This window comes from Petrotoga sibirica DSM 13575 (genome assembly GCF_002924625.1).
In the GTDB taxonomy this organism is placed as follows: Bacteria; Thermotogota; Thermotogae; order Petrotogales; family Petrotogaceae; genus Petrotoga; species Petrotoga sibirica.
The window spans coordinates 88538-114946 of the sequence record NZ_JAHC01000032.1 but is presented as its reverse complement, the minus strand read 5'-3'; the positions used below and the strand labels follow the sequence as shown (position 1 = coordinate 114946).

Genomic DNA, 26409 nt, shown 5'->3' with positions numbered 1-26409 from the left:
AGAAATGAAATTTTTTTCACAATTAGTCATAAATTTAAAAAACTCCTTACGCAAAATTTTAGGGATTATACCATAAAAAAAATGACTTGTCAAATTTAAATCAAATTTTTTTCTTCGCCAGGTTGTATTTCGCCATTCAAAAGTTTTTTCTTAATTTCTTCTAACTTTGTTTTAATTTGAACTCCTTCGTATCCTTTCTTTAATAAATCTTTACCTGTGATGGATAGTTTTAATTCCTCTATTTTTCTTAAATATTCATAGTATTTTCCTAATAATTCTTCTGGAAGTTTTACGGCTAAAAAAATTAATTGTTCATTTTGAAAACCGTTGGTTTTTTCATAATAATAAGACAATTTTGATATTTTTCCTTTGTTATTTAAATCTTTAGAAATTTCACTATATACTTTTTTTACTTGCATTAAATTCTTAATAAAATCTTTCGGTAATCCATATCTTGCACTAATTTTTTTGAGAGTTTCTTCTGGAGTGTATTGCAGAAGAACGTATAAAACTAAGTGGAATAGTCGGACTTTATTAAGATAAATTGGTAAGTTAGCCTTAAAGTATTGCCTAACATCAAAAAGTTTTTCTAAATCTTTTTCTAGTGTTGGAGAATAGTAAGTTTTTTCGAACAAGTGAAGAATTATTTTCAGTTTACCCATTCTTTTTATTGCTTTCAAAGGTTCTGGTTCTTCTAAAATTTTTTCTAATTCCTCTCTTATCCTCATTCCAGTTACTTTTTCCAAATATCCATTTTCTACAGCTTCTTCCAGTTTTGTTAAGGTGTTAAGCTCAATTTCAAAACCAAATCTTTGTTCAAACCTTATAGCTCTCAATATTCTAGTAGGATCTTCGATAAAAGAGAGGGGATAAAGTATCCTGATTCTGCCTTCTTCAAGATCACTTCTACAATTAAAAAAATCCATCAGTATTCCAAAGGAACCCGAATTAAGCTTTATGGCCATAGCGTTTATCGAAAAATCCCTTCTGTATAAATCTTTTTTAATAGTTGATAACTCTACTTTAGGTAGTTCTCCTGCTTCTTCATAATATTCTGTTCTTGCAGTTGCAATATCAATCCTTATTATCTTATTTTCCCCATTTCTATAAAAAATTGAGCAGGTGTGAAATTTAGGGTGTTCAACATACTTTGCCCTCAATTGTTTGGCAACATATTTCCCAAACAACAAGCCATCCCCTTCCACTACCACATCTATATCGTAAGGTATGGACTTTTTTGCACCGTTTAATTTAGATCTAATCGCCAGCAAAAGATCTCTGACAAATCCCCCTACTACATATACGTTTATCCCTAACTCATTCCCATACAAACCGATAAGTTTTAAAAGATTAAGAATAGATGGGGGTAGGGTTTTTTCCATATCTTCTTTTAAATTTAACGATTTATACTTTTCTTCTAAAATTGGGCTAAGTGAAAAATTAAAAACTCCGTTAGTCGCCCTTAAAAGGTCTGTTCTAGTTATTATGCCTACAAGTATACCATCTTTTAAAACGGGAATTCTACCGATGTCTGCCTCTGCCATGATCCTTCTTACTTGAGTCAACGAAGTTTCTACATCAACAACTTTTAAGTTAGTACTCATTATCGCTTTAACAGGTGCATTTCTTAAACCATGTTTCATTGCCTTTTCTATATCTTTTTTAGTTACAATACCCACTAATTTATTGTCAGAAATTACAGGGAGGCCAGAATGTCCTGTTTGAAACATCAATTCATGAGCCCTTTCAACTGTTTCAAATGATAATATGGTTCTAACGGGAGATGACATAATATGCTTTGCTTTTAAAATTGTTATGAAAGAAGTCTTTAGCTCTTTTTTAATCTTATCAATAACCTCTTGTACTCTAAGACCTTTTGTTTTGGCTGAGCCGGCTTTTTTATGGCCTCCGCCGCCAAATAAAGATAGAATTTTATTTAAATCTATATCTTCAATTCTTGATCTTGCAACTATATAAATGGTTTTGCACATTTTTGCAACAACAAACAAGACATCAGGAGTCAGAGTTTCAAACAATTTGTGGGTTATAACGTTTAACCCACCTATAAATTTGTCTGTTTGAGAAAAGGCGATATGTATTGTTACTTCCTCCAAGGTAAGTTCTTGTACATTGTTATAGAGTTTGTTAAAAAGTTCTTTTTGCTCTTTGGTCATTTCTAACGAAACAAACTCTTCTACCTCTTCTATCCTAGCACCGCCTTTTAATAGCTCTGCAGAGATTTGATGATCCATTGGAGTTGTTGTAGAATAAACAAAATTTCCCGTATCTTCATGGATTGCTATTAAAAAAAGAGTTTCATAGGTATCAGGAAGAACTACATGGTTTTCTAATAATTTTTGAACAACTAGTGTTGTTGCACTTCCTACTTCTTTAGAATAATTGTTTCCTTTGATATTTTGCTCCTTTAACTCAGGATGATGGTCGTATATGTCAACTTCAGTTCCCTGTTCAATGAGCGATTTTATAGATTCTGGAATTCTATTGATATCCGCAGTATCCACAATCACAATTTTTTCGAACTTGTGGTTTTTAATCTCTTCTTGATATTCTTTTATAAAATCATTTTCTTTTTCATATTGAATATCGTATATATTCAAAAATTCCTTAAGATTTTGCTGAGGTTCTCCTTCAAGCACAATAATAGAACTTTCATATATTAATGATGCCGCAACACATGCAGCAAAACCGTCAAAATCCGCATTTTTATGGGTAGTTATTATAATTTTAGGAACCAAAATAAATTCTCCCTTGATTAAATCTATTATTAAAAAAGCTTGAACGTGGCTAGTTTTTTCTATCTAATTTGCTGATAAATTCCCTTTCTATGAATTCGAAACCTTTTTCCCAAAAATCTTTATTTGAAATATCAATCCCAATTTTTTTTAATAATTCTTTCGGTGAATCTTTTGCTCCACTTCTAAGCAACTCTTTGTATTTCGGTACGAAAGATTTTCCTTCAACCTTGTATTGTTGGTACAACCCTATAACTAATAAATTAGCAAAATTGTATGCATATACGTAAAAAGGTGTTCTAAAGATATGGGGTATGCTTGCCCATTCATAGTAATATTCCTCTGGTATTATTACTGAATCACCAAACATGATTTTTAATTCTTTCTTATACAGTTCTGCAAGTTCTTTCCAACTCGCGCTTCCATTTTGTTCTATCAAATTGTGAGATGATATTTCGAATCTAGCAATCATATTTTGCCTGAACATTGTCGAAAACATTTCTTCAACATTCGATGCAAGGTAAGCCGTTCTTTCCTCTTCAGAAAGGGTAGGTAGTATTTTGTCTATCACCAACATCTCACCAAACACAGATGCAACTTCGGCCATCGTTAAAGGGGGGTGATAATTCCAAATGTTTTGTTCAGAGGCTAAAGTCCCATGTATCCCATGTCCAAGTTCATGAGCTAAAGTACTCACATCTGCAAGAGTTCCAGTAAAATTTAACAAAATGAAAGGTTTTCTATTAGGAAGTGCGTAAGAAGTGTAAGCTCCGCCTCTTTTACCTTTTCTTATCTCTGAATCTATTCTCCTTTCTTTAAAGAAAGATTCAACAATTTCTCCAATTTCTTCATCGAACTCGTAATATGAATCTAAAACAATCTTCTGTGCCTCTTCAAAAGTATATTCTTTTTGTACTTTTGCTAAGGGTGCATAGATATCAGCAAGGGTTTGCTCTATTCCCAACTTTTTACCCTTCCATTCGTAATATCGCTGAACCATAGGGGTTCTTTCAGTCGTGACTTTTATAACGGTTTCCACAATTTCATCTTCAACTTCATTGTTCAAGTTCCTCATAGAAATCGGTTTTCGATAGTTTCTCAAATTAGCCTCTGTGTCGTAATTTTTTACGATAAAATTGTATGTTTTTTCGAAGATGAGACTATCTTCGTCATACTTTTTAAAGAATTCTTTCATCGCTTGACGTCTCAAATTTACATCAGGTTTTCGTCTTAAAGCTCTTACTTGTGGATCGGTTAATTCTTTAACTTCACCATCGATCTCTAATTTGAAAGTATAAGAACTTGTTAACCGACCATATAACTCTTCAAAGCCTCCTCGTGATGAGTTGTACATAGCGGCTAATACCTTTTCCCCATCTTCACTCAATATATGCCTTTTTGATTTATTAAGCCGTTGAAGCAAATGAGTGTAATCTTTCAGTTCCTGGGCACTCATTAATTCGCTTAACTTTTCCTCACTTTGCTTCAATAACCTCGGCTTCCAAAAGGATGATTCCATTTCTATTTTTGAATCGTAATCTTTAGCTGTGGCATAGAGTTTTTGAACAGTTTCATCACGGGTGTTGGAATCATAAAGCAAGTGACAGTACTGATAAGCAAAATTATGCATTTTTAAAATTTTTTCAAACTCTTCGAAGAAATTTTTTAGTTCGGTCGGAGTCAAAGAAGGGTCAGATAGTTTGTCATAGTACTGCTGCTGCAACTTTTTGGTTCCCTTCAAACTATCTTCAAAATCTTCTTTAATCTTTTTATCTTCTGGTGAAGAATAAAAAAATGTTAAATCCCAAGTAGACAAAACCGTTCATCTCCTTTCTATATATAATGGTTCTGTATAATCTTTCTAGCTTGATCCTCGTCTTTTTCCATAGCAGCTATTAATTCTCTTTCGTTTTCAAATTTTACTTCATCCCGTAAAAAATCAATTACCTCTAAAACGATATAATCGCCATATAGATCACCAAAAAAATCTAAAAAATAAACTTCAACTTTTGGTGTTTTTCTATATTCGTTAAAAGTTGGTCTTAGACCGATATTCATTAGGCCCCACAAAAAACCTGATCGTCCCTTTACATATCCTTTCACAATGTAAACACCAAATTTTGGCAACAGGATTTTCTCTTTTTCCCAAACGTTAATATTTGCGGTTGGAAATCCAAGCTTAAACCCAACATGCCTGTCTTCATAAACTGTACCTTCAAGTGTCCAGGGTCTTCCAAGCATTTCATTTGCTCTCTTAATATCACCTAATTTTAACTCTCTTTTTATTGCTGAAGAACTAACTCTTTTTCCACTAGTTTTTAAATCTTTCAATACTTTGACCACTAACCCTTTGCTTTGACTAACTGCTTGTAAATATTCCACATTCCCTAAAGCATTTTTCCCAAACGTGAAATCTTCACCACAAACAATTGCTTTTACATCCTTTTTTATCAATTCCTCAAGATATTGTTCATGAGGTAATCCCCATACTTCTTCAAGATCTTTTACCTCAACCTTAAATCCCATATCTTCACAAATTTGTTTTCTTCTCCAACTAGGTAGAATAAGCCCTTCAAAACCACCTATATACTTTTCAGGAGGATATCTAAACATCAAAACCAAGGGGTCAAACCTTAACTGATTTGCAAGTTGAAGAGTATTTTTTAGTATATACTGATGGCCTTTATGTACACCATCAAATATTCCGATTGTGAGCGCGTACAATTTCATGTCACCTCGTAAAGAATTTTATATATTTTTACTATTCTATCGTTTCTTTCCTCTTCTTTAAGAAGAGTTTTTAAAAACGTCGATTTTTTCTCAGCTCTGCCTATTCCCAAAAAAGATTGTTTTTCGTCGTATATTTTAACGTAATCATTTTTGTTGAAATTAGAAAATTCAATAATATTATCTTTATAAATTTGCTGACCTTTAATGGCTTGTTGACCGTTATTAATCTTAACGTAAGGTAGATCTAAAGCCTCATCCATTTTTAAGATTTTTCCCAATGATGCCTCTTCTAACAGAATACTATCTTTTAATTCGAACTTACCACTTTTAATTCTGCAAAGTTCCTTGGTAACAGCTCCACATCCTAAAGCATATCCTATATCCATAATTAAAGATCTTATATAAGTTCCAGAACTGACTTCTACATAAAAACTAAATTCTCGACCTTCTTGTGAGAAATTTGCAATCTGATATATATTTACTTTTTTTGGAGGGAGATTGATTATTTTACCTTCACGCGCATATTCATAAAGTTTTTTACCATTATATTTTTTAGCCGAATACGCCGGCGGGACCTGTAAATATTCCCCCACAAAAGAAAAACATGTGTTTTTCAAATTAGAGATTTGTTGCTGACTAACTTCGTTCCTTTCTTGTATTTTTCCTTCTATATCAAAAGTATCTGTGATGATCCCCAATTCCGCTTTTACATAATACGTCTTTTTTTCGTTTTGAAAAAATTCTAATAACCTAGTGGCTTTATTTATTCCTACTACTAGCACCCCAGTAGCAAAGGGATCAAGAGTACCAGCATGGCCAACCTTCTTAATCCCAAACTTTTTTCTGATTATTGAGACTACGTCATGAGAAGTAATCCCCTTTGGTTTGTTGATTACTAAAAATCCACTTTTCATTTACCTCCCTCATTTTTCTCTATGTTCTCTAGTAATTTATTTATTCTTATACTTGCTTCAATACCTTTGTCTTTATGGAATCTTATCTCAGGAGCTTTGAACATTTTAATATTTTTAGCTATAAGAGTTCTGAACATTCCCCTTGCATTGTTTAGAATATTGATAATAGTATCAACATCTTCATCAAGTGATGAAACATATACATCTAAATAGGATTTATCTTTTGATAGACGTACCATATTTATATCAATAAATTTGTCTTTTAATCTAGGATCCTTCAATTGAGAAAAACTTTGGAGAATTAATTTTTTCATTTCAGACTCAAGCATTTCTCTTCTATACTGAGCCATCAGATGTCACCTCCAAATCATCGAATATTTCTCTCATATTCGTAAATTCAGGAGACCTTTTAATTATATCCTTAAATTCTTCAAAATAACTGGAATATTTATTATAATTTAATCCCAAAAAATTCCAAACCTTCAAATCAACTTCAGGAATATCAAAGGATCCTGAATAACCATAAAAGTACAAATTTGTTGTTATATTCCCAACATTTACAATATATAATATTTTTTTGGCTTCTTCATCTTGGGATTCTAAAGGATTATCATGGTAGGCAGCGGTTTCTATTACTAAGTCTGACATATTCCAGTTTTCAAAAAGCTTCCTCCCGATTTGTTGATGTGAATAAGTTGATAACAAATTTTCCGCCTGAAAAAAAGAAATTTTTTCGTGTTGAGCAACTTTGATAACCATCTCAAACACATCTGGCATGATATGTGCCATCACTACCTTACTAAGATCATGTAAAACACCACACATAAAAGCTTCTTCTTTATCTGGGAAATTAAGATATCTTGCCAAAAGTTCTGAAGCTACGCCGGTTGAGATCAAGTGGACCCAAAAATGCTGAGTATTGAAAAAAGGTATATCTTCAGAAAAATAATTCTCGACGGTAAAAATACTTAAAGCTAAATTTCTGACCGTTTTGAAACCAAGTAGATTTATTGCTTGTGTAAGTTTTGTTACTCTCCTTGGTAGTGCATAATAGGCAGAATTAGCTAGTCTCAAAATCTTGGCAGTTAAAGCCGGGGATTGAACGATCATATTATGCAAATCATCTATATCTGCCTCGGGATCGTTGGCTATTTCTATAATTCTTTGTACAATAAAATCAGGCGTAGGTAATTCTTTAATTTTTTTGGTAAGCTCTTTTATATCGTTTTCATTCATTTTTACCGTTTCCTTTCAACAAGTCTCAAATCATTTTTTATTTGTTACTCACAACATATCTTTAAGAAGTAAAACAGAAATAGAAAAATAAAAAAACATACTTAATATATCCATCAAAGTTGAAATAAAAGGTCCAGAGATCAATGCAGGATCTAAATGTATTTTTTTTGCAAAAAAAGGTAAGATAACTCCTAAAAGGTTTGAAATAATTACCACTATAATTATAGATAAAGATAAACTCAACATAATTAAAGGTTCTCGAGTATTAACAATTGATCTTAAAAACATGATTATTCCTAAAATTATACCTAAAATCACACTTGAAAACAACTCTCTAGCTAAAACTTTCTTTAAATCGTCATCATCAATATCCCCAACTGCCATTGATCTAATTACTATAGCGGACATTTGACTTCCGGTATTTCCTCCTATTGCATTAATAGTCGGCATAAATGCAGCTAACACCGTAATTTTCTGTAACACATCTGAAAAACCTTCAATTACAAAAACGGCAATGCTCTCAAAAAGTAGTAATGCACCAAGCCAGATTACCCTGCTTTTTATGAGCTCCCAGATAGAAGTATGAAAATAAGAAGTTTCCGTTACACCTACAGCGGCCATTTTTTGGATGTCTTCTGTGGCTGATTCTTCAAGAACATCAACAATATCATCAATGGTTATTATTCCTACCAGTCTTTTTTCACTATCTGTAACCGGAATAGCTAAAAGATCATAATCTTGCATGATTCTTGCAACTACTTCCTCATCGTCGTAAACTGTTGAAAAGGTTGGATTTTCATTCATAATATTTTTTACAAACTCATCTTCTTCAGAAAAAATTAAATCTTTTAATTCTACTGTGCCCTTCAATTTTCTAGTGTTATCTATTACAAACAAAGTGTAGATAGTTTCTTTTTTATTTCCTTCATTCTTAATATGTTGAAGCGCCTCTTTTACAGTCATATTTTCTTTAAGATCCAAAAAATTTGGGTTCATTATTCTTCCTGCGGAATATTCTGGATAATTCAGAAGAATAAGTGTATTTTGTCTCTCTTCATTAGAAAGATGAGCAAGTAAACGTTTTACTACGTTAGCAGGAAGCTCTTCTAAAAGATCAGCTCTATCATCAGGTTCCATATTCTCTATTATTTCTTTTAACTTATCTTCTTTAAAAAGAGAGAGTAATTCCATTTGATCATCTTTTTCTAACTGAGAAAATACTTCTGCAGCGGTATCTTTAGGTAAAAATCTGAAAACAACAATTTTTTCGTCGTGGGGTAATTCTTCGATCATCTCTACTATTCTTGCGGGTTCTTGTTCTTTTAACAACTCTTTTAGAAGTTTAAACTCCTTTTCGTTTATCAATTTTTTTATATCGACTTTTACTTCAACCTTCACTTTTACTCCTCCTTTCAATCATTATGGCGGCAGATCAGAAAATTCAATGAAACTACCGGTACTATCCATACTTACCACTCCTTTCTTGCTGAAAATTTTAAGCCTTTTCTGGTTCTTTGACCAAAAAAATACTGCGTCAAATTTGTCGCCTTTTACATTCTTTAACATTTGTATGATTCCTTTAAAAGAATCTTTATTGGATTTTTAATGTTTCTGCAAGAATCTACCCCAATTCTTGTGTTGGTTTATTGTACTCTTTTGTCTACTTTTCTCTCGCTCTTATTGATTATCTTTTTCTTCATTCATGAAAAGATCTAAAGGATCTTCATAATAATCTTGTATTACCGAAAAAATTTCACCAAGCTGAGCAAAGTATTCATCAACGTCTTTTTCATCATAGATTCCTTTTAAAAATTCTTCTAACTTGTCTAAATCCACTTCAGAATTTTCTTCGATGTACTTTTCAGCACTTTTAATTATTTCTTCCATCAAAACCATCTCCTCCTATAATATGTTTGGTCATTGCTTACTGAGCTTGTTTCTTGACTTAGCAGTCACCTTGCTAACCGATTATTGCATCAACTTTGATTAGGTCTTCAAAAAGGTTATTTTTCAAAGAGGCTGTGAATAATATGGTTAAGCCTTTTCCAATATATATGGTGCTACATCTAGCGCTGATTTAACTGAGTTCTACTCTTTGGATGAAGAGTTTACAAATCCATCGGTGATTTAACTCAGTCAAAGCGTTGCAAACAAGCTGTTATACGAAATCTGCTATTATCACGCCAACCAATGGATGAATTTGTTCAACGCGAGTTGTACCTCCTGCCTGTTTCAAACATTCGGTTAGGTATTCTACTCGCGAAGGAAAATCGGTATCTCCACCATCATAGTATACCTCATTGAATTTTTCAATATGCTTATTAGGCTCCTCAAAAAACATAATATCGCCGATTACTATGCGACCAGGTCGATGCAACAAATTAGATAGAGTAAACAAACTTTCTTTCTTGAGTTGATCGGGTAAATGATGTAATGAATAGACAGCAAGAATTTTCGTAATACCATATAAAGCAAGCTCGAGCTCCACACAAGGCTCTTCAAATGCACCATAAGCAAAGATCACATTGTTTAAATTCTCCAGTTCAGCCCTTATCCTGGCTTGCTCTAAACTCTTCTTACTAATATCAATACCAATTACTTGCCGACAGATATGAGCAGCTGCAATAGCTTTATCACCGGTGCCTGTTCCAACATCGAGTAACACATCTTCGCCAGTGAGTTTCAATTGTTCAAAAGCTACCCGACCGGCTATTTGTGGGATAGTCTCACCAGAATCTGCAACTTGTTCACCTATGGTACTCTTTGTATCAGTCATATTGTCAAATAACCAGGCGAGACGTTTTTTGTCATATTTTGACATTTATCTATCTCCTTTTTAGAAGTGGTGGATTGCGCCTAATGGTCGGCGTGTATCCACAATTGGCCTTGTAACTTTTTTTGGATCAAAATCTTAGTTTGATAATCTTCTCATGATAAAGACCATATAATAATCACTATTTTTTTATGCCTAAATTATAACAAACTTTTATCAACTTTTTTTAAATTTTAATAAAATATAATAATACAAAAAAATTGGGTAATAATACCCAATCATTTAAAGATCAAATTGTTTAATTTTATAAGAAAAAACAAAATTATATCTGCATTCTCATTATTTCTTTATAAGCTTCAACGATTCTATTCGTAACTTCTGTGGTTAATTGTAAAGATAAAGAAGCCTTTTCTGCTGCAATCATAACCTGATGTATATCCGTTATATTACCTGCCGCATAATCTGCTGCAACTTTATCTGCATTCTTTTGGATCGAATTTACTTCCTCAATCGCATCTTTTAATAGTTTAGAAAAGTCTAAATTTTTATCTTCTTGTTTAGTTTTTTCTGGAACTAATTTATTGGGGTCAATCCCATTAATTCCATTTATGCCGTTGGTCATCAATATTTACCTCCTTATTTATCTACCTATTCCGAGGGCAGAATTGTACATGCTTTTCGCTGAATTTACAACCGCTGCATTCATCTCATAAGCTCTTTGAGCAGAGATCATATCAACCATTTCTCGTAATACGTTAACGTTAGGATAACTTACATATCCTTCAGCGTCTGCATCAGGATGGTTAGGATCATATACTAATCTAAAAGGGGATGGATCTTCTACTATAGAAGTGACTTTAACTCCCCCAAAATTTTTACTTCCATTTGTACTTTCATTAAGTGCTTCTTGAAAGATTACTGTTTTTCTTCTGTATGGCCCACCTTCTTCTGTCCTGGTTGTATCCGAATTAGCCAAATTTTGAGATATAACGTCTAACCTAAATCTCTCTGCTGTCATACCGCTCGCAGCAATATCTAAAACCTTAAATAACCCATCCATCATTTACCACCTCTAATAGCTGTTTCATATCTCTGTATTGAATAGGTCATCAACCTAGATAAAGTATTGTATTTTAAAGTATTTTGAGTCATCCTGATCAATTCCATATCGGGATCGACGTTGTTACCATCATCTCTGAGCGATTTGGAATCATCTATTTGAATATTTGGTTGAATTTTTTCTAAAGATAAGGTATTATTTATGTGTTGGTCTCTATTAACTTTAAGGGTCAATTTTGAATCTTCATTCAAGGCTTTTTGTAACTCATTTTCAAAATCAACGTACTTCCTTTTATAACCAGGGGTTTCATAATTTGCTATATTTTGAGAAATTACGTTTTGTCTTAAAGACAATGCATCCATAGTATTTGGAATTATTTCGAAATTAATATTATCAAACAATAATTTTCACCTGCCTTTATTATATCTATTCTATTTTTCTTTTCTAAAGCAACATTTTCCTAAATAATAACTTCTAAATAATTAATTTGGAGGAGAAGAGATGAAAAAAATTTTTTTAATTGGATTTTATGGATACGGGAACTATGGAGATGACTTATTACTAAAAAGTTTCTTACAAATATTAAATGAAATAAAATTTGATGGAATCTTATTCTTACCTCTTGAAAACGAGTTGGAATTCGATGAAGGATATATATTTCAAATAATCACTGTTTCAAGATTCAATTTTTACGAAATAAGGAAAACTATAAAAGACAGCGATGTTATAATCTTTGGAGGAGGAAACCTTTTTCAATCCGAAACCTCTTACAGAAGTTTCATGTACTATTACTATATAGCCCACCTCGGGGCAAAGTTCAATAAAACCATATTGCTCTTATCCCAAGGTTTTGGCTCTTTTAACGAAAAACGTAGCCTCCAAAAATTAAAGAAAATCCTTTCTTACCCAAAACTTTACGGCAATTTGAGAGATGAAACATCTTTTGTCTTTGCAACAAAATATAATAAAAATATCTCCCTAGGTGTAGATGTAGGACCATATCCTTTTTTAAATTATACTTACAAAAAAACAAACAAAATATCAGTTTGTTTAAAAGAAGAACATGATTTGCGATACTTAACAGAATTCTTATCAACCTTTGAAAATTATACACTTTCTACATTAGTAATAAATGCAACACAAGATGCATTAAAAAATTATGAATTAGTTGAAAGCATAAGAAAAGAAACTAAAATTACAGCTGAATTCCCTTTTAAAGATTCAAATAAGATAACCAAAGAAATTTCTGAGTCTAAAATAATCATATCTGATCGTTTACACAGTGCTCTGGCTGGAATCTTTTTTGATGGGCAAACAATAACTTTTAACAACCTAAAGAATCGAAGAGTACTAAAAAACATAAAAAGAGATTACAACTTTTTTTATAAAAACACAGCTGAAATACCCTTTATCTATTATGATGCTGTTTCTTCTAATTATGATTTCAAAGAAATTTCTGACATATACAAAGATAAATTACAAAAAACAGTGTTTGATATAAAAACACTTATTCAAAGTATCTTATAACTTGCAACCTCGAGGAATCCGTACAAAGTACCAAAACGATATTGTCTGTTGGCGATTCAACATCGATAGGATAATTGTAAGTATCAATTGTTTGATAAACCTTCTTATCCTCTATTACATAAAGTTTATTTTCTATATGAGATATAGCGTATAAATACTGTCCGTTAGGAGAAACTGAAATATCACTAATTGGTACTTCTTCTAAAATAACTTCGGTTTTCCCAGAGGAAAGATTGTAGTAATAAACACCACCCATCAAGGAATTGCCTACAATATTATTTTTGTACATCTCAATGTTCGTAGTGTACTTCCCAAATTGTGCAATTTTAGGTTGTGTTCTGAAATCATTCCTATACAAATTGCCATTGTAGTATGAAACCATATAAATAACCCCTTTGTATCCTACAATATCGATAGGATGTTCTATATTATTATAATTTACGATATAAGTATCATTATTAGGGATCAAAAAAAGAAGGTCTGTTAAAAATACGTTGTTTTGAAAATTATCAAATAAAGGAATAAAAACTTGCTCACCTATATTTCTTATCAACGGACTATGTACAGGGATATTCATCGATTTTTTTACAAAAAGATTGCTATCAACTATGTATAATTTATTAGGATTTGTACCTAATATGTATAATTCTCCATTTATCAATTTTATATTAACAGGTTTAGAATCTAAAACCAATTTTTGTTGGGCTTTGTTATTTTTAATTTTAAGTAATTGCCTATTGTAATTGTCAATAACATAAAAAAATTCGCCATCGTATGCTCCACCCATAGGTAAGACAGCCTGTGTAAACTCCGCCTTCTCTAAAGTAAAGATATCTATAAAATGGATAGTGCCTTGATAATCCGCAATTATTGCGTAATTTTTTCCTAAATCAATATGAAATGCCCTTTCTCCAATGTTGAAATTGTCAACTTCTAAAAAAATAGATTCGGAAAATAACAGAGCTGCAAAAAGAATAGAAAAAACAATTAACATATAAGATTTTTTTAAAATATAAATCTCTCCCCGTATAAGTTGTTTATAGGATTATTTTACCACATAGAGCTTTTTCAATCAACAGTTAATAATTTTAAATTTTCAATGAAACATGTACTTAAATACCTATAATCTCATTTAAACAGATTTAATTGCTAATAATCTTGTATAATCAGGGAATTCTCTTGTTGAACATCCACAAAAAAAATGATATAATAAAATTAATCTTTGCTTGGTTTTATACAATACATTATAGCAATAGGAGGATATAAATGAAGAAATTAACCATTCTATTAATTACTGTCATTATTTCATTAACAGCTTTAGGAATTGATGTTGAAACAGTGGGAGATGTTTACAAAACTCTTATTCAGACCTACAACGAAGGGGAAAATATTTCAAATGAAGAATTTTATTTGTTCTTTCAAGAACTTAACAATTTAGGATTGTATAGATTTTATAGAACTCAGATGATTGGAAGCGCAGAATATATTGATAGACCTACAAATGTGCAAACTTATCTATCTCAGATATACGACAATGTTCAGTCTCAATTCACAACAATTGAAGAAAAATTAGCTCTTGCCGGATTTTTAGTGTATGTTCAATCTGATCTTTCTGGCGAACAAATTACTCAAGAGATGATCAGATCACTACCTGCCTATTTCAAAACCGTTCAAGAATATACAAGATCTTTAGAAAACGATGCTCTAACTTACTTTGGTAATGTTATCATATATTCTTTGGGAATTGTTGATTCCGCTCCATTCACAAATATAGAAAGGTTCCCATCTAATGCACAAATTTTGGATAAAAGATTCTATATATATGAAGGAGAAACTAATCCTGAATTCGACGCAATAATATTAGAAAATAAACAAAGTTTAGAACAAGGCATTCAACAACTTGCTCAATCAGGCTTAACTGGAAGACCACTCCAAATTGCAATAGATCAACTCTCTTACAATTATGTCAATTCATTAATAAATGAAACCAGAGATCAATTACAACAAGTTACACAGATTTTTATTGAGGAGGGAAAAGCCGGTGTTAACATTGCTTTTATAAGAATTATCATCTATGCTGTCTTGATCCTAATTACATTCTTATTTTTAAGAAAGTATCTTTGGGTGACAGTTTTGAGTGTATTTGGAGTTGAATTTGTATACCTTTTAGTATTTTACAATCCGATAACAGATACAATATCTTCTTTTCTTTATGGAAGTTATATAGTAACCTTTGTGTTTTTGTTTTTAGCCGTTTTACTATTTAAAAGTTTTGGAAAAAAGATTAAGCTGACTGAAAAGGTCATAAACTTTTCAATCTTCTTTTTGGTGCTGATTACACTGTTCGTTCCATCATATTATTCTTATGATCTATTGATGGAAAAAAATAATCAATTCAATAACTCAGCCTTCGAAACCCAACTATTGAACGATGTTGTTGTTTATCCTCATGCTCCTATACACAAAACCATATCTAGTTTAAACTCCCATTTAGGAAGTGAATATTCACAAGTTAACACTTTTTATAGATCTATTTTTGGTTCTTTTTTAGGCGATCTTTTGAACTCGCAAGTTTTATCACAAATACAAGGTTCTTCAGTTCAAACGAATAGAGAAGGTTTAAAAATTGACAAAGTGGAAAATTATCGGGGTATCCCGCTTGATTTTTCAAATGAGATTACAGATTTTGTTAACTCCTCAGAAATTTCAGAAAGAAATATCTATAACGAGTTAGACACTTTGAAAGTTCAAGCCCATGATGTTTTAAAATTTTCTGACGCAGAATTCGAATCTAAATTCATAGATGCTTCAAATCAACTTCTAAGTTCTTCCGATCTAATTGATCCGTTGTTGCCCAGTGTAAATTCTTATTTTAACGTTGACAAGGTAAACAAAATTAATTTAAGAACCTATAACACTATTTATGGTACAAAAGTCTTTCTCTTGTTCTTCTTAAGTTTAACGATCTTTGTGATTTTTGAAGAGAAATTCACAAAATATATTTCTTTATTATCAATGCTTTTGGTAAGCATCCTTAGCTTTATAAAAGTTACTCCACTTGAAGTTTTTAGTCAAATTGGCTATCCTACTGTTCTCACTGTTGATTATAGTTTTAATTATATATTTGGAATAATTTTGTTAGTCTTAACTTCTCTTTTGTTTGTCAGATACTTTTATGATCTAAAAAACAAGTGAATTTACCCAAAGGAGGTAGGAAAACATGAAAAAGTTGTTAGTTCTTAGTTTAATCAGTTTAATGTTTGTAAGTTCTTTTGCTCTAAAAGTTATTATGGTAACGGATGTCGGCGGTTTGGGAGATAAGTCTTTCAACGATGGTACATGGGCTGGTGTTCAAATGGCTATGGAACAACTTCCCAATGTTGAAGGAGAATTAATTATATCCAAGGAACAAACTGATTACGTTCCAAATCTTACCAACGCTGCGCAAAGAGGAGATGTAGTAATTGGTGTTGGATTTATGATGGCAGATGCTTTATTCAATATCGCCGCCCAATATCCCAATACATTTTTTATTGGAATTGATATTGAACCGTCCCCTGGTCAAACGGTTCCAAACAATTTAGCTCTTTACACCTTCAAAGAACATGAGGCAGGATTCTTAGGCGGATACGTAGCGGCCGCAATGACTAAAACAGGTAGGATAGGTTTCGTAGGTGGCCTAGAAATACCACCGGTCAAAAGATACGAAATAGGTTACAGAGCAGGAGTTGCTGCTTACAATCAAATTCATGGTACCAATGTTCAAGTTATAATCGGTTACGCCGCTAGTTTCGAGGATCCCGCAAAAGGAAAACAGTTAACCCTTTCTCAATACGGTAACGGTGCAGATATAGTCTTCGCGTGCGCTGGTGCAACAGGAAATGGAGTCATCGATGCCGCAAAAGAAACTGGAATGTCTTTCTACGGTTTGCCAGCAAATGCCCCTCTACAACAAGTTATAGATAAATATTATGAAAAAGGTCAGGGCTATTTTGCAATAGGAGTTGATGTGGATCAAGATTACATGCAACCAGGTTACGTATTACTTAGTATTACAAAAAAGATCGATGTAGCAACTTTTGAAGGTATAAATTCAGCATTGTCTGCTAGATATTTTCAATCTGGACACAACAACTTAGGTATAGTTGATGATGGTGTTGGAATATCTCCAATGAAATATACCAAAGGGCTAATACCAAATGAAGTTATTGCGGAATTAGCTTATTTACAAACGTTAGCTAAGGAAGGAAAAATCAATATTCCTCAAAGCGAAGCTGAGCTAGGTTCTTTCAATGCAAGTAATATAGTCTTCCCATTCTGATATAGCATATCTTTTTTACTCCAATATCAGGCGGGATAAATTCCCGCCTGTTTTGTAGACTATTTACTTTCTTATAAACTTTATTAAATCTTTAAGTCCTTAAACAGAAAGGAGGTTACCGATGCCTCAAACAGATAACATAGAAGAAGAATTAAATGATTATGCTGTTTACATGAAAGAAATAACCAAAGTATTTCCCAGGGTAGTTGCAAATGATAAAGTTACATTTAAAGTAAAAAAAGGAGAAATACATGCACTAATAGGTGAAAATGGCGCAGGAAAAACCACTTTGATGAATCAACTTTATGGTTTATATCAACCTACAAGTGGTGAAATTTTCATAAAAGGGAAACAAGTTGATATCAAAGGTCCTTCCGATGCAATAGCCAATGGTATAGGGATGGTTCATCAACATTTTATGCTCGTTGAAAATTTAACCGTTGCGGAAAATGTTGTATTAGGGAAGGAGCCTAAAAGGGGCATCACTTTCAATTTTAAAAAAGCCAAAATGGACGTAAAAGAATTATCTGAAAAGTACGGACTCAAAGTTGATGTAGAAGCAAAGATAGAAGACATTCCTGTAGGCATGCAGCAGAGAGTGGAGATAATTAAAACATTATATAGAGGTGCGGACATATTAATACTCGACGAACCCACAGCCGTTTTAACCCCTCAAGAAACTCAAGAACTTTTCGAAATACTAAGAAGCCTACAGCAAGATGGTAAAACTATTATTTTCATAAGTCATAAATTGAAAGAAGTTTTGGAGATAAGCGACAACATTACCGTTATGAGGCTTGGAAAGGTTACTGGAAGTGTAAAGACTTCAAATACAAACGAAAAAGAATTAGCAAATATGATGGTGGGAAGAGAAGTAGTTCTAAGTATAGATCGTCCTAAAATAGAACACGGCGAAGCACTTGTAAAAGTTGAAAATCTGTGGGTAAAAGACAATAGAAAATTAGATGCTGTGAGAGGTGTTACCTTTGAAGTTAGAAAAAATGAGATTCTAGGAATAGCTGGAGTAGCAGGTAATGGGCAATCAGAACTTGCGGAAGCTTTAACTGGTCTTAGAAAAATCGAAAGTGGAAAGTACTATTTTCAAGGGAAAGACGTCACAAATTTATCTGTAAAAGAATTAAGAGAGCTAGGTATAGCTCATATCCCTGAGGACAGACAAAAAAGAGGTATGGTTCATGAATTTCCAAATTATTTTAATTTAATTTTAGGATCTCACGAGAAACCAAATTTTTCAAAAAGAGGGTTCCTAAAGTTTGATGATATAAGAGATTTCTCTGAAGAACTCATAAAAGCATTCGATGTTAGGCCACCTGAGATAGACCTATTTACCGGAAACTTATCTGGTGGTAACCAACAAAAAGTGATCATAGCCCGAGAAATAGGAACTTCACCTACATTTATAGTCGTTTCTCAACCTACAAGAGGTTTAGATGTCGGAGCAATTGAATACGTTCACAAAGAATTGATGCATTTGAGAAATGAAGGTGTGGCGATTTTGCTAATATCTATGGAACTGGAAGAAATCTTGTCTTTATCTGATAGAATAATGGTTATGTATGAAGGAGAATCCATGGGTGAATTTGAAAATGGTCAATTCTCGATAGAAGAAATCGGTCTAATGATGGCAGGAAAGAGTTTGGATGAAGTAAAATTAATGGAAGAGGCTGGAGAAATAAAAAGTCTATAAATAGGAGGCGCTAATAAAGTGACTTCTTCGTCAAAACTTCTGAAATCAAGATGGATATCTTTTCTAGTACCTTTTTTAGCTGTTATGGTTTCACTTTTAATCGCAGCCGTTATAATATTAGCCATAGGTGAAAACCCTCTAAAAGCCTATGGAGCTATGATTAGAGGCGCAGTCGGTAGCAGACTTTCCTGGGCTGACAACATAACAAAAATGACCAGTTTGTTACTCACTGGTTTAGCTGTAGGATTCGGATTTAGAGCGGGAGTTTTCAATATAGGTGCGGAAGGTCAAATGGCCATGGGAGGGATAATGGCCGTAACGGTAGGACTGAGCTTAGGCAACGTACCTTCCGCTATTGCCATACCTTTGACTATTGTTGCTGGTATGGCTGGGGGAGCCTTTTGGGCATCTATAGCCGGTTGGCTTAAAGCCAAAACAGGTGCACACGAAGTTATAAGTACGATAATGTTGAACTGGATAGCCTATCATATTACGAACTATCTGGTAGCCGGTCCTTTTGCTGTGGGTGCAGGCGTTCCAAAATCTCCTGAAATCTCACAAAGCGCTCAACTACCTTCCTTATTAACAGTTCAAGCATCTAGCATTCCTTCTAGTATTTTATTAGCAATCGTTGCGGCTATTGTTATTTATATTATACTAGAGAAAACAACAACAGGGTACGAAGTTAAAGCCGTTGGTTTCAATCCATATGCCGCAGAATATGGAGGAATATCGATAAGCAAAAATATAGTACTTACAATGGCTATTTCAGGAGCTTTGGCTGGCTTGGCTGGGGCTCTAGAAGTTATGTCTGTTCATCATAGAATTTTTGGAGCCTTCACAAGCGATAGAGGTTTTGATGGAATAACTATAGCTCTGATTGGTCAAAACAATCCTATAGGAATTATTTTTGCAGCTTTTCTAATCTCTTCGCTGAGATCTGGTTCGAATGCAATGCAAACTATAGGAGTACCAGATGACATTATTGTAGTAATTCAAGGTATAATAATATATTTTGTTGCTGCAGACAGGATCATAAGAACTTGGATCATAAAAGCTTCTCAACTTGGAAAGAAAAAATCACCCAAACTACTTCAAGGTGGTGAAGAAGAATGAATTGGTTTGAAGCTATTTTTACTGCTTTTGCTTCACCTTTATTTTATAAATTGACGATTCTTTCTGCATTACCTTTAATTTTTGCAGGAATTGGAGGAGTTTACAGTGAAATAACCGGGGTAACAAATATCGCCTTGGAAGGTATTATGAAATTAGGTGCTTTTATCGGGGTTGCTTTTACTTTTATTACTGGGAACCCTTGGCTTGGGCTGCTTTTAGGTATGCTTGGAGGTCTGATTTTGTCATTTTTGCATGCCTATGTTTCAATAGAATGGTCAGCAAACCAAATCGTTTCTGCTACAGCTTTGATTCTGATTGCCCAAGGATTCACTGGTTTTTTAATGAGACCAATTTTTGGCCAAGAAGGGCAAACAGATTTTGTATCTAAAATCCCTACGGTAAAAATAGAAGCAGTCCAAAACATTCCTTTCATCGGGGAAATTTTCGGAGAAATTAGTTCCTTCTTTTACATTGCCATAGTAGTCATCATAGGTTCTTGGTTTTTACTTTACAAAACTCCTTTAGGTTTAAGAATGCGTTCCGTAGGTGAAAATCCGAGAGCTGCAGATACGTTAGGTGTGAATGTTAAAGCGATAAGATACTTTGGAGTTTTAATGAGTGGGATACTTGCTGCATTAGGAGGAATGTATCTAGCCTTAGGTGATATAGGGCAGTTTCAAGAGCAGATGCCTGCTGGAAAAGGATTCATAGCCTTGGCAGCTATGATATTAGGAAACTGGAATCCAATTGGTACCATGTGGGCGGCGTTGCTTTTCGGTGCTGCAGAAGCTATGAACATCCAACTTCAAACTTTGATGGTTCTCCCCTCAGAAATCAAAGCTTTACTAAATTTGTTGCCTTTCGTTTTGACGTTAATAGTTGTTGGCGGATTTGTTGGAAGGACAAGAGCACCCGCTGCAGATGGAGTTCCCTACGAAAAAGAATGAACGGTATTTTGCAAAGGTGGTTAGATGTTGGAAAATATTGAAATGACTTTATTAAAAAAGTACAAAAAGATAATTGGTATTGACGAAGCTGGAAGGGGCCCAATAGCTGGGCCTGTTTTTGTTGGTGCTGTTGTCATAGAATCAAAAAAAGAATGTGAGTTATTAGCAAAAATTGGAAGAGATTCGAAATTATTATCTCCAAAAGAAAGAGAGAAGAGATACTTTCAAATAACGAAAAATTTCCAATATTATAGTAATTTTTCAACTTCCGATTTAATAGATCAAATAAATATATTCAAGGCGACCGAGGTATCAATTATAAAATTGTTGGAAAAAGTGGTGGGGAGAAATGTGAACGATTATTATGTTATTGTTGATGGAAAGTTCTTTAAACTTGATTATAACTACGAATGCATAGTCACAGGCGATCAAATATCTCCTTTGATAGGTGCCGCATCTATCGTAGCAAAATATGAAAGAGACTTATATATGAAGCATTTACATGAAATATATCCTAATTATGATTTTATAAGCCATAAAGGGTATCCGACCAGAAAACACATTGAAAGCATAAAAAAGTATGGTATAATATCAGAGCATAGAAAAACGTTCAATCCTATTAAGAGATTCATCGAAGAAGGAATTTTATGAGGAGGAAAACACATTGATGAAAAAGACTAACTTCTTGTTACTTTTTGTATTTCTAATTTCTACTGTTCTTTACCCAAAAATAATTTATCAACCATTGGAACAAGCAATTTTTGCAAAAGTTAACGATGAAACACTCAGTGAAGAACTCCTAGTATCTAGATCTATGATAGTATATCTTTTATCGGATATTTATAATTCTTATCCCGAGTTTTATTCTGCCTTAACTAAAACAGCTACAGGTGTTGATCTCATGAACACCTACTTGCAGGATCAAGCTTTAAAGATCGTCAATCAAGTTCTTTTTATACAATTCGTCGAACAAAAAAACATAGATTTACAACGCGAGCATATATGGAGTAACATTGAAGAAAACTTTTCTAAAACCTTTAAAGATGTTGGAATACCCGACGAAGAAATTGATAATTATTTGCTTGCATTAGGTTACACCTCAAAAACAAATTATTTAGAGGATGCGTATTATTCAACATTATATAACAATTCTATCTCCGCACTTTATACGAAAATTATTCAAGAAACAGAAGTAAGCGACGTAGAAATGACTGAAGAATACCAAAATAACAAAGCTAGCTATAAATCTGAGCCCTCAGCAGATATAAAGCTGATTATATTCAATAGCACAGAAGATGCATCTTATACATACAATCGCATTATTGAAGGTTATTACACATATGATGAAGTATACGAACAAACCGGTTCGGCTACCTCTATGAGAATAATCCTTAAAGACGATTCAAATTCGATTGTGCGAACTGTAAAAAGCAATCCTCCAGGATTTATTACTACCCCGCTCTTATACGATGCACAAAACAATACTTATGCCCTTTTAAAAATAGAGAGAAAGTACCCAGAAAAACAGTTAACTTTTGAAGAAGCAAAGGATCAAATAATTTTTACCTTAAAAGACAAAAAAGCTCAAGAATACTTTGATAAAGTTTTACCAACTGAATTCCAAAAATTTCAAGAAGAATCTTCAATAATTCTCAATTCTGATATGTTTTAAAGGAGGATTACACATGCCTGATATAGAAAAAGATAAAATCATGAATGCTTTGAAAGAAGTTTATGATATGGAAATTGGCTTCGATATCGTTTCCTTAGGTTTGATATACAAAATAGATATCGATGAAAATAATAACGTTCACATTTTGATGACTTTAACCACCCCAATGTGTCCTTTGGCAGGTTTGATAATAGAAAATGCTAAAGAGAAGGTAAAAGAAATAGAACACATAAACGATGTAAATATCGAACTTACCTTTGATCCCCCTTGGGATCCACAAATGGCCAGTGACGAAGTTAAAAATCTTTTAGGAATTTGAGGTAAGATAATGAAGATAACAGAGTTAGTGAGTAAAATTCAGGGGGAGTTTAAAATCTCCCCTTTTCGTATATTAAAAATATTATCAAAAATTGAAGACAAAGATATATCGTTTTATTTGAAAGAATCGCAAGTCGAAATTTCTCAGCGAACTTTCGATTTTTTAGTTAAACACCTTAAAGAGGGGTATCCTATCGAATATATTACCAAAAAGGTATCTTTTCTAGGAAATGATTTTTTTGTAGATGAAAACGTCCTAATACCAAGGATAGAGACTGAAGATTTAGTTATATTAGCAATCAATCTTATAAATGATAAAGGTATAAAACATGTAATTGATATGGGAACAGGATCTGGTGTAATAGCAATATCAATAAAAAAGCAACTACCAAAAACAAAAGTTCAAGCTTCAGATATTTCAGAATCTGCAATAAAAATAGCCCAATACAACGCTAAGAAATTAGGCGTCAATGTTGAGTTTAAAATTGGTGATTGCTTAGATCCTTTTTTGAAAGAGATTCATGAAGTAGAGTTAATAATCTCCAATCCTCCATATGTTGAAACTTCTTTTATAGAAAAAAGTCATTTACTAAGTTACGAGCCAAGAATTTCCCTAGATGGGGGAGCCGATGGTCAAAACTTTTTTAAAAAGATATCTAAATATTCTCATCTTTTAAAAACTAAATATCTTTTGTTCGAGACCAGTGAATTTACAGTAAAAAAAACCGCTGAAATCCTATCAGAGATAGGAAAAATTCAAATTTTGCCTGACTCTTTTAAAAAGGAAAGGTTCATCTTTATTTCTCCTTATCGTTAAATAAACTTAATACGAGCATTATTTCTCCTACACCTATTTTCAATTCCTTAGCTATCTCTTGGGGAGTGTAACCATTTTTGAAAAACTCCAGAATTTTGTTAGTTTTGTCGTATTTGTAGTTACTATAATCTGTGCTCATACCTTTATCTACATTCACATTTGAAACATTGGTTTCTTTCTTAGACGATACAGGCGGGTCTTCTTTGATTTTTTCAAATATTATTTTTTCTTCTTCTGATGTCAACTTTACTAAATGGTTAGAAACATCCAAATCGGTATTTGTGTTAATAAAATCGATCAACTCTTTACTTGACATATTTAGTTTTCTTGAAAGCTCGTACACCCTAACCCTATCGTCTTTTTCAATTGTTTCTTTTTGATTGTTATTGCCCTTTTCATCTTCTTCCCTTTTTGTGTGTTGGACTTTAGATTCAAATTCTTGCCATTTATGAGAATCTAACTTCCTTTCTAAATCTGTCAACAATGAAAAAGTTTTAGCATAAGCATCGTCTAAATCTTTCATAAGTTGGTCAACCAATTCTATTTTATTATCTAAGGCCCTTAATCTTGTGGAAGTTATCTTTTGAAATCTTGCTAAGAAAAGGTTCTTATCTTCTTCTAAATTTTCATAGTTTTTCTGTGTAGCGTCGTTTTCTTGTAAAAAGTGACCTAAACGGATCATAAGAAAAATATTTACAATTGATATTGTAAGAGACAGAAAAACTAATAAATATAAAATAACCATTACCATTCCCCCATCATTACAATAGTTTATTCAGATTTAAATTCTAGGGTGGGATAACCAAACACTCCAGTATGTGAATATCCTATAACGTTCTGCTCTATATAAGAAGGAGTGGGAGTCACACTTAAAACTTTCCAATCATGTGGATAATGGATGGTCACAGTAACTTGCTCATTTTGAGCACTTAGAGGTTGCCCAGGAAGAGAAAATTCAATGTTTCCTTTATCGTTTACGTAAACAAACCCTTCCAACTTTACGTTTTCATAAACATAAATCATGGGGAAATTTGAATTTACGGTTGACTCATAGGATAAAACCGCGAAATCCCTTGGGATTTGTTCTTTTAATTTATCCAAAGATTGTTGAAAAAGAGAAAGTTTTTCCACATTGGGGGTGTTAAATCCTTGTATCAAGGTTTCGTAATCATTCTCCTTTTCTGTTCGTATTTCCACTTCTGTTGCAAAATCCACGGAAAAATCTTCATAAACAGTAAATTCGATATCTCTTGATATAACTTGAAACTGTGGCTGAAGATTTCTGTACATGAAAAACTGAAAGATAGCTAACCCAGCGAAGAAAATTAATGTTATTATTATGAAGTTAAAACTATTACCTCTTTTTTGTTTTTTATCGTTGGCCATTTGATTCCTCCTATTGAATGTTCTTTAATTTTCCTATTATTTCTAATTATAGCATAAATCGACTGGTTTTTTATTTTAAATATTAGATAATTTCGTTCAATACCCTTTACAGATTGCTACCCCCCTGAAAGATCATTAAATTATACCAGATATAACAAGAAGTGGCAACCAAGAATCTCAGTGAATGTTATATTGGTTGTAACATCTTCACAAAACAAAGATATTACAATTATTCATTGCTGTTACAAAAAAGTGTGTCTCTAAAAAATATTAACAAGTTTTTGAATTTAAAATTCTTCACTAATTTAGATAAAATAAAAAAACCTACAAGGAGGTCTAAGATGGACGGATTAACAGGCACTCAAATATGGGTATTTGGAACTTTGGCAAGTCTATTAGCAGGTCTGGCAACTACATTGGGCGCAATTCCAGTTTTGTTTCTCAAAAAAGAGTTAAGCGAAAAAAATTTAGATATGTTTTTAGGCTTTGCTGCCGGAGTTATGCTTGCAGCAACTGTTTTTTCTCTCATAATTCCATCATTAGACACGGGTGGAATATTTATAACTATTTTAGGGATCTTTCTCGGCGCACTTGCTATTGAATTGATGGATACTTATTCCCCTCATGAACATTTCTTAAAAGGACATGAAGGACCTGAATTAGCGCGTTTAAAAAAAATTTGGTTGTTGGTTATCGCCATTGCACTCCATAATTTTCCGGAAGGAATGGCTGTGGGGGTGAGTTTTGGTGGTGGGATGATCGCTAACGGCATCACTGTAGCAGTAGCTATAGGATTGCAAAATATCCCAGAAGGAGCAGCTACAGCTTTCTCTTTGCTTAAAGCTAATTATTCAAAAAAGCAAAGTTTCTTTTGGAGTTTTTTGACAGGATTAGTTGAACCTATAGGTGGTTTACTTGGTGCATCTCTAGTGCTTTTAATGGAACCAGCCCTACCTTTTTTCCTTTCGTTTGCGGGAGGAGCTATGCTGTACGTTATTAGCGATGAGATAATCCCAGAAACTCATTCTCATGGATACGAGAGAGCGGCTACTTTCTCACTGATCTTTGGTTTTTTGTTGATGCTTGTTCTCGATGTGGCCTTGGGCTGAATAAATGAATACTATAGAAAAA

27 protein-coding genes are annotated in these 26409 nt (G+C 32.9%); 11 read left to right on the top strand and 16 right to left on the bottom strand.

What is annotated here, in order from left to right:
- Positions 1 to 95: 95 nt before the first annotated feature.
- From AA80_RS08240 to flgB, 13 genes are all read right to left on the bottom strand, one after another.
- Entirely contained in the window at positions 96 to 2756 is a 2661-nt protein-coding gene (locus AA80_RS08240; RefSeq protein ID WP_103877300.1) for a CBS domain-containing protein, read from the bottom strand.
- A 49-nt stretch (positions 2757 to 2805) separates the two neighbouring features.
- Entirely contained in the window at positions 2806 to 4569 is a 1764-nt protein-coding gene (locus AA80_RS08235) for a M3 family oligoendopeptidase (RefSeq protein WP_103877299.1), read from the bottom strand.
- Between the two features lie 17 nt (positions 4570 to 4586).
- Positions 4587 to 5483: a riboflavin biosynthesis protein RibF gene (ribF, locus tag AA80_RS08230; protein ID WP_243830523.1), complete on the bottom strand. Its 897-nt coding sequence runs from the start codon at positions 5481 to 5483 to the stop codon at positions 4587 to 4589.
- A complete protein-coding gene (gene truB, locus AA80_RS08225; RefSeq protein ID WP_103067365.1) occupies positions 5480 to 6397 on the bottom strand; it encodes a tRNA pseudouridine(55) synthase TruB in 918 nt (305 codons plus the stop codon). Before truB ends, ribF begins: the two co-directional genes overlap by 4 nt.
- Positions 6394 to 6747 carry a 30S ribosome-binding factor RbfA gene (rbfA, locus tag AA80_RS08220; protein ID WP_103877298.1) on the bottom strand — a complete coding sequence of 118 codons (354 nt, stop codon included), beginning with the start codon at positions 6745 to 6747 and terminating at the stop codon, positions 6394 to 6396. The genes truB and rbfA overlap by 4 nt, the downstream gene beginning before the upstream one ends.
- Positions 6734 to 7633 carry an HDOD domain-containing protein gene (locus tag AA80_RS08215; RefSeq protein ID WP_103877297.1) on the bottom strand — a complete coding sequence of 300 codons (900 nt, stop codon included), beginning with the start codon at positions 7631 to 7633 and terminating at the stop codon, positions 6734 to 6736. Before AA80_RS08215 ends, rbfA begins: the two co-directional genes overlap by 14 nt.
- A gap of 48 nt (positions 7634 to 7681) precedes the next feature.
- Positions 7682 to 9031 (bottom strand): magnesium transporter, encoded by a 1350-nt coding sequence (gene mgtE / locus AA80_RS08210; RefSeq protein ID WP_103067362.1) that lies wholly within the window; start codon positions 9029 to 9031, stop codon positions 7682 to 7684.
- Positions 9032 to 9052: 21 nt separating this feature from the next.
- A complete protein-coding gene (locus AA80_RS10060) occupies positions 9053 to 9199 on the bottom strand; it encodes a hypothetical protein (protein WP_169925003.1) in 147 nt (48 codons plus the stop codon).
- 111 nt (positions 9200 to 9310) lie between these two features.
- Positions 9311 to 9520, bottom strand: a complete 210-nt coding sequence (locus AA80_RS08205; protein WP_103067361.1) for a hypothetical protein — start codon at positions 9518 to 9520, stop codon at positions 9311 to 9313.
- A 271-nt stretch (positions 9521 to 9791) separates the two neighbouring features.
- Complete coding sequence (locus tag AA80_RS08200; RefSeq protein ID WP_103067360.1) at positions 9792 to 10454, bottom strand: class I SAM-dependent methyltransferase; 663 nt, start codon at positions 10452 to 10454, stop codon at positions 9792 to 9794.
- A 274-nt stretch (positions 10455 to 10728) separates the two neighbouring features.
- On the bottom strand, positions 10729 to 11028 hold the full coding sequence (gene fliE / locus AA80_RS08195) for a flagellar hook-basal body complex protein FliE (protein ID WP_103067359.1): 300 nt from the start codon (positions 11026 to 11028) through the stop codon (positions 10729 to 10731).
- A gap of 18 nt (positions 11029 to 11046) precedes the next feature.
- A complete protein-coding gene (gene flgC / locus AA80_RS08190) occupies positions 11047 to 11469 on the bottom strand; it encodes a flagellar basal body rod protein FlgC (protein WP_103067358.1) in 423 nt (140 codons plus the stop codon).
- Positions 11466 to 11867, bottom strand: coding sequence for a flagellar basal body rod protein FlgB (gene flgB / locus AA80_RS08185; protein WP_103067357.1), 402 nt, complete (start codon positions 11865 to 11867; stop codon positions 11466 to 11468). The genes flgC and flgB overlap by 4 nt, the downstream gene beginning before the upstream one ends.
- Positions 11868 to 11967: 100 nt before the next feature.
- On the opposite strand from flgB, the gene AA80_RS08180 reads away from it, so the two are divergent.
- Positions 11968 to 12993, top strand: coding sequence for a polysaccharide pyruvyl transferase family protein (locus tag AA80_RS08180; RefSeq protein WP_103067356.1), 1026 nt, complete (start codon positions 11968 to 11970; stop codon positions 12991 to 12993).
- Here the strand turns inward: AA80_RS08180 and AA80_RS08175 are convergent.
- Positions 12974 to 13987, bottom strand: coding sequence for a YncE family protein (locus AA80_RS08175; protein WP_103067355.1), 1014 nt, complete (start codon positions 13985 to 13987; stop codon positions 12974 to 12976). The genes AA80_RS08180 and AA80_RS08175 overlap by 20 nt on opposite strands.
- A gap of 272 nt (positions 13988 to 14259) precedes the next feature.
- Here AA80_RS08175 and AA80_RS08170 point away from each other — a divergent pair, with 272 nt between their 5' ends.
- From AA80_RS08170 to AA80_RS08130, 9 genes are all read left to right on the top strand, one after another.
- A complete protein-coding gene (locus tag AA80_RS08170) occupies positions 14260 to 16188 on the top strand; it encodes a hypothetical protein (protein WP_103067354.1) in 1929 nt (642 codons plus the stop codon).
- Between the two features lie 25 nt (positions 16189 to 16213).
- The gene (locus AA80_RS08165; RefSeq protein ID WP_103067353.1) at positions 16214 to 17314 is read left to right on the top strand and encodes a BMP family lipoprotein; all 1101 of its coding nucleotides are present in this window, start codon (positions 16214 to 16216) and stop codon (positions 17312 to 17314) included.
- Positions 17315 to 17435: 121 nt separating this feature from the next.
- Entirely contained in the window at positions 17436 to 19022 is a 1587-nt protein-coding gene (locus AA80_RS08160; protein ID WP_103877296.1) for an ABC transporter ATP-binding protein, read from the top strand.
- A 39-nt stretch (positions 19023 to 19061) separates the two neighbouring features.
- Positions 19062 to 20138, top strand: coding sequence for an ABC transporter permease (locus tag AA80_RS08155; protein ID WP_103877396.1), 1077 nt, complete (start codon positions 19062 to 19064; stop codon positions 20136 to 20138).
- Complete coding sequence (locus AA80_RS08150; protein WP_103877295.1) at positions 20135 to 21085, top strand: ABC transporter permease; 951 nt, start codon at positions 20135 to 20137, stop codon at positions 21083 to 21085. The genes AA80_RS08155 and AA80_RS08150 overlap by 4 nt, the downstream gene beginning before the upstream one ends.
- A gap of 24 nt (positions 21086 to 21109) precedes the next feature.
- On the top strand, positions 21110 to 21736 hold the full coding sequence (locus AA80_RS08145; protein WP_103877294.1) for a ribonuclease HII: 627 nt from the start codon (positions 21110 to 21112) through the stop codon (positions 21734 to 21736).
- 16 nt (positions 21737 to 21752) lie between these two features.
- The gene (locus AA80_RS08140; RefSeq protein WP_134079995.1) at positions 21753 to 22757 is read left to right on the top strand and encodes a peptidylprolyl isomerase; all 1005 of its coding nucleotides are present in this window, start codon (positions 21753 to 21755) and stop codon (positions 22755 to 22757) included.
- Positions 22758 to 22770: 13 nt separating this feature from the next.
- Positions 22771 to 23076: a metal-sulfur cluster assembly factor gene (locus AA80_RS08135; protein ID WP_103877292.1), complete on the top strand. Its 306-nt coding sequence runs from the start codon at positions 22771 to 22773 to the stop codon at positions 23074 to 23076.
- A gap of 9 nt (positions 23077 to 23085) precedes the next feature.
- Positions 23086 to 23892, top strand: a complete 807-nt coding sequence (locus tag AA80_RS08130) for a HemK/PrmC family methyltransferase (RefSeq protein ID WP_103877291.1) — start codon at positions 23086 to 23088, stop codon at positions 23890 to 23892.
- Here AA80_RS08130 and AA80_RS08125 read toward each other — a convergent pair.
- Both AA80_RS08125 and AA80_RS08120 read right to left on the bottom strand, forming a co-directional pair.
- Positions 23873 to 24637: a DUF6115 domain-containing protein gene (locus tag AA80_RS08125; RefSeq protein WP_103877290.1), complete on the bottom strand. Its 765-nt coding sequence runs from the start codon at positions 24635 to 24637 to the stop codon at positions 23873 to 23875. The two genes, AA80_RS08130 and AA80_RS08125, sit on opposite strands and share 20 nt — an antisense overlap.
- Positions 24638 to 24663: 26 nt before the next feature.
- The gene (locus AA80_RS08120; RefSeq protein ID WP_103877289.1) at positions 24664 to 25278 is read right to left on the bottom strand and encodes a DUF4897 domain-containing protein; all 615 of its coding nucleotides are present in this window, start codon (positions 25276 to 25278) and stop codon (positions 24664 to 24666) included.
- A 341-nt stretch (positions 25279 to 25619) separates the two neighbouring features.
- Between AA80_RS08120 and AA80_RS08115 the strand changes: the two genes are divergently transcribed.
- Complete coding sequence (locus AA80_RS08115; RefSeq protein WP_103877288.1) at positions 25620 to 26387, top strand: ZIP family metal transporter; 768 nt, start codon at positions 25620 to 25622, stop codon at positions 26385 to 26387.
- Positions 26388 to 26409 lie beyond the last annotated feature (22 nt).

What these genes read in the sequence shown, in the direction of transcription:
- AA80_RS08115 (WP_103877288.1), top strand. Translation starts at nt 25,620, where the DNA reads ATGGACGGATTAACAGGCACTCAAATATGGGTATTTGGAACTTTGGCA.
- fliE (WP_103067359.1), bottom strand. Translation starts at nt 11,028, where the DNA reads ATGACCAACGGCATAAATGGAATTAATGGGATTGACCCCAATAAATTA.
- AA80_RS08215 (WP_103877297.1), bottom strand. Translation starts at nt 7,633, where the DNA reads ATGAATGAAAACGATATAAAAGAGCTTACCAAAAAAATTAAAGAATTA.
- AA80_RS08165 (WP_103067353.1), top strand. Translation starts at nt 16,214, where the DNA reads ATGAAAAAGTTGTTAGTTCTTAGTTTAATCAGTTTAATGTTTGTAAGT.
- AA80_RS08205 (WP_103067361.1), bottom strand. Translation starts at nt 9,520, where the DNA reads ATGGAAGAAATAATTAAAAGTGCTGAAAAGTACATCGAAGAAAATTCT.
- flgC (WP_103067358.1), bottom strand. Translation starts at nt 11,469, where the DNA reads ATGATGGATGGGTTATTTAAGGTTTTAGATATTGCTGCGAGCGGTATG.
- AA80_RS08160 (WP_103877296.1), top strand. Translation starts at nt 17,436, where the DNA reads ATGCCTCAAACAGATAACATAGAAGAAGAATTAAATGATTATGCTGTT.
- AA80_RS08170 (WP_103067354.1), top strand. Translation starts at nt 14,260, where the DNA reads ATGAAGAAATTAACCATTCTATTAATTACTGTCATTATTTCATTAACA.
- AA80_RS08135 (WP_103877292.1), top strand. Translation starts at nt 22,771, where the DNA reads ATGCCTGATATAGAAAAAGATAAAATCATGAATGCTTTGAAAGAAGTT.
- AA80_RS08145 (WP_103877294.1), top strand. Translation starts at nt 21,110, where the DNA reads ATGTTGGAAAATATTGAAATGACTTTATTAAAAAAGTACAAAAAGATA.
- rbfA (WP_103877298.1), bottom strand. Translation starts at nt 6,747, where the DNA reads ATGGCTCAGTATAGAAGAGAAATGCTTGAGTCTGAAATGAAAAAATTA.
- AA80_RS08125 (WP_103877290.1), bottom strand. Translation starts at nt 24,637, where the DNA reads ATGGTTATTTTATATTTATTAGTTTTTCTGTCTCTTACAATATCAATT.
- truB (WP_103067365.1), bottom strand. Translation starts at nt 6,397, where the DNA reads ATGAAAAGTGGATTTTTAGTAATCAACAAACCAAAGGGGATTACTTCT.
- AA80_RS08175 (WP_103067355.1), bottom strand. Translation starts at nt 13,987, where the DNA reads ATGTTAATTGTTTTTTCTATTCTTTTTGCAGCTCTGTTATTTTCCGAA.
- AA80_RS08180 (WP_103067356.1), top strand. Translation starts at nt 11,968, where the DNA reads ATGAAAAAAATTTTTTTAATTGGATTTTATGGATACGGGAACTATGGA.
- ribF (WP_243830523.1), bottom strand. Translation starts at nt 5,483, where the DNA reads ATGAAATTGTACGCGCTCACAATCGGAATATTTGATGGTGTACATAAA.
- AA80_RS10060 (WP_169925003.1), bottom strand. Translation starts at nt 9,199, where the DNA reads ATGTTAAAGAATGTAAAAGGCGACAAATTTGACGCAGTATTTTTTTGG.
- AA80_RS08120 (WP_103877289.1), bottom strand. Translation starts at nt 25,278, where the DNA reads ATGGCCAACGATAAAAAACAAAAAAGAGGTAATAGTTTTAACTTCATA.
- AA80_RS08150 (WP_103877295.1), top strand. Translation starts at nt 20,135, where the DNA reads ATGAATTGGTTTGAAGCTATTTTTACTGCTTTTGCTTCACCTTTATTT.
- AA80_RS08140 (WP_134079995.1), top strand. Translation starts at nt 21,753, where the DNA reads ATGAAAAAGACTAACTTCTTGTTACTTTTTGTATTTCTAATTTCTACT.
- AA80_RS08200 (WP_103067360.1), bottom strand. Translation starts at nt 10,454, where the DNA reads ATGTCAAAATATGACAAAAAACGTCTCGCCTGGTTATTTGACAATATG.
- AA80_RS08130 (WP_103877291.1), top strand. Translation starts at nt 23,086, where the DNA reads ATGAAGATAACAGAGTTAGTGAGTAAAATTCAGGGGGAGTTTAAAATC.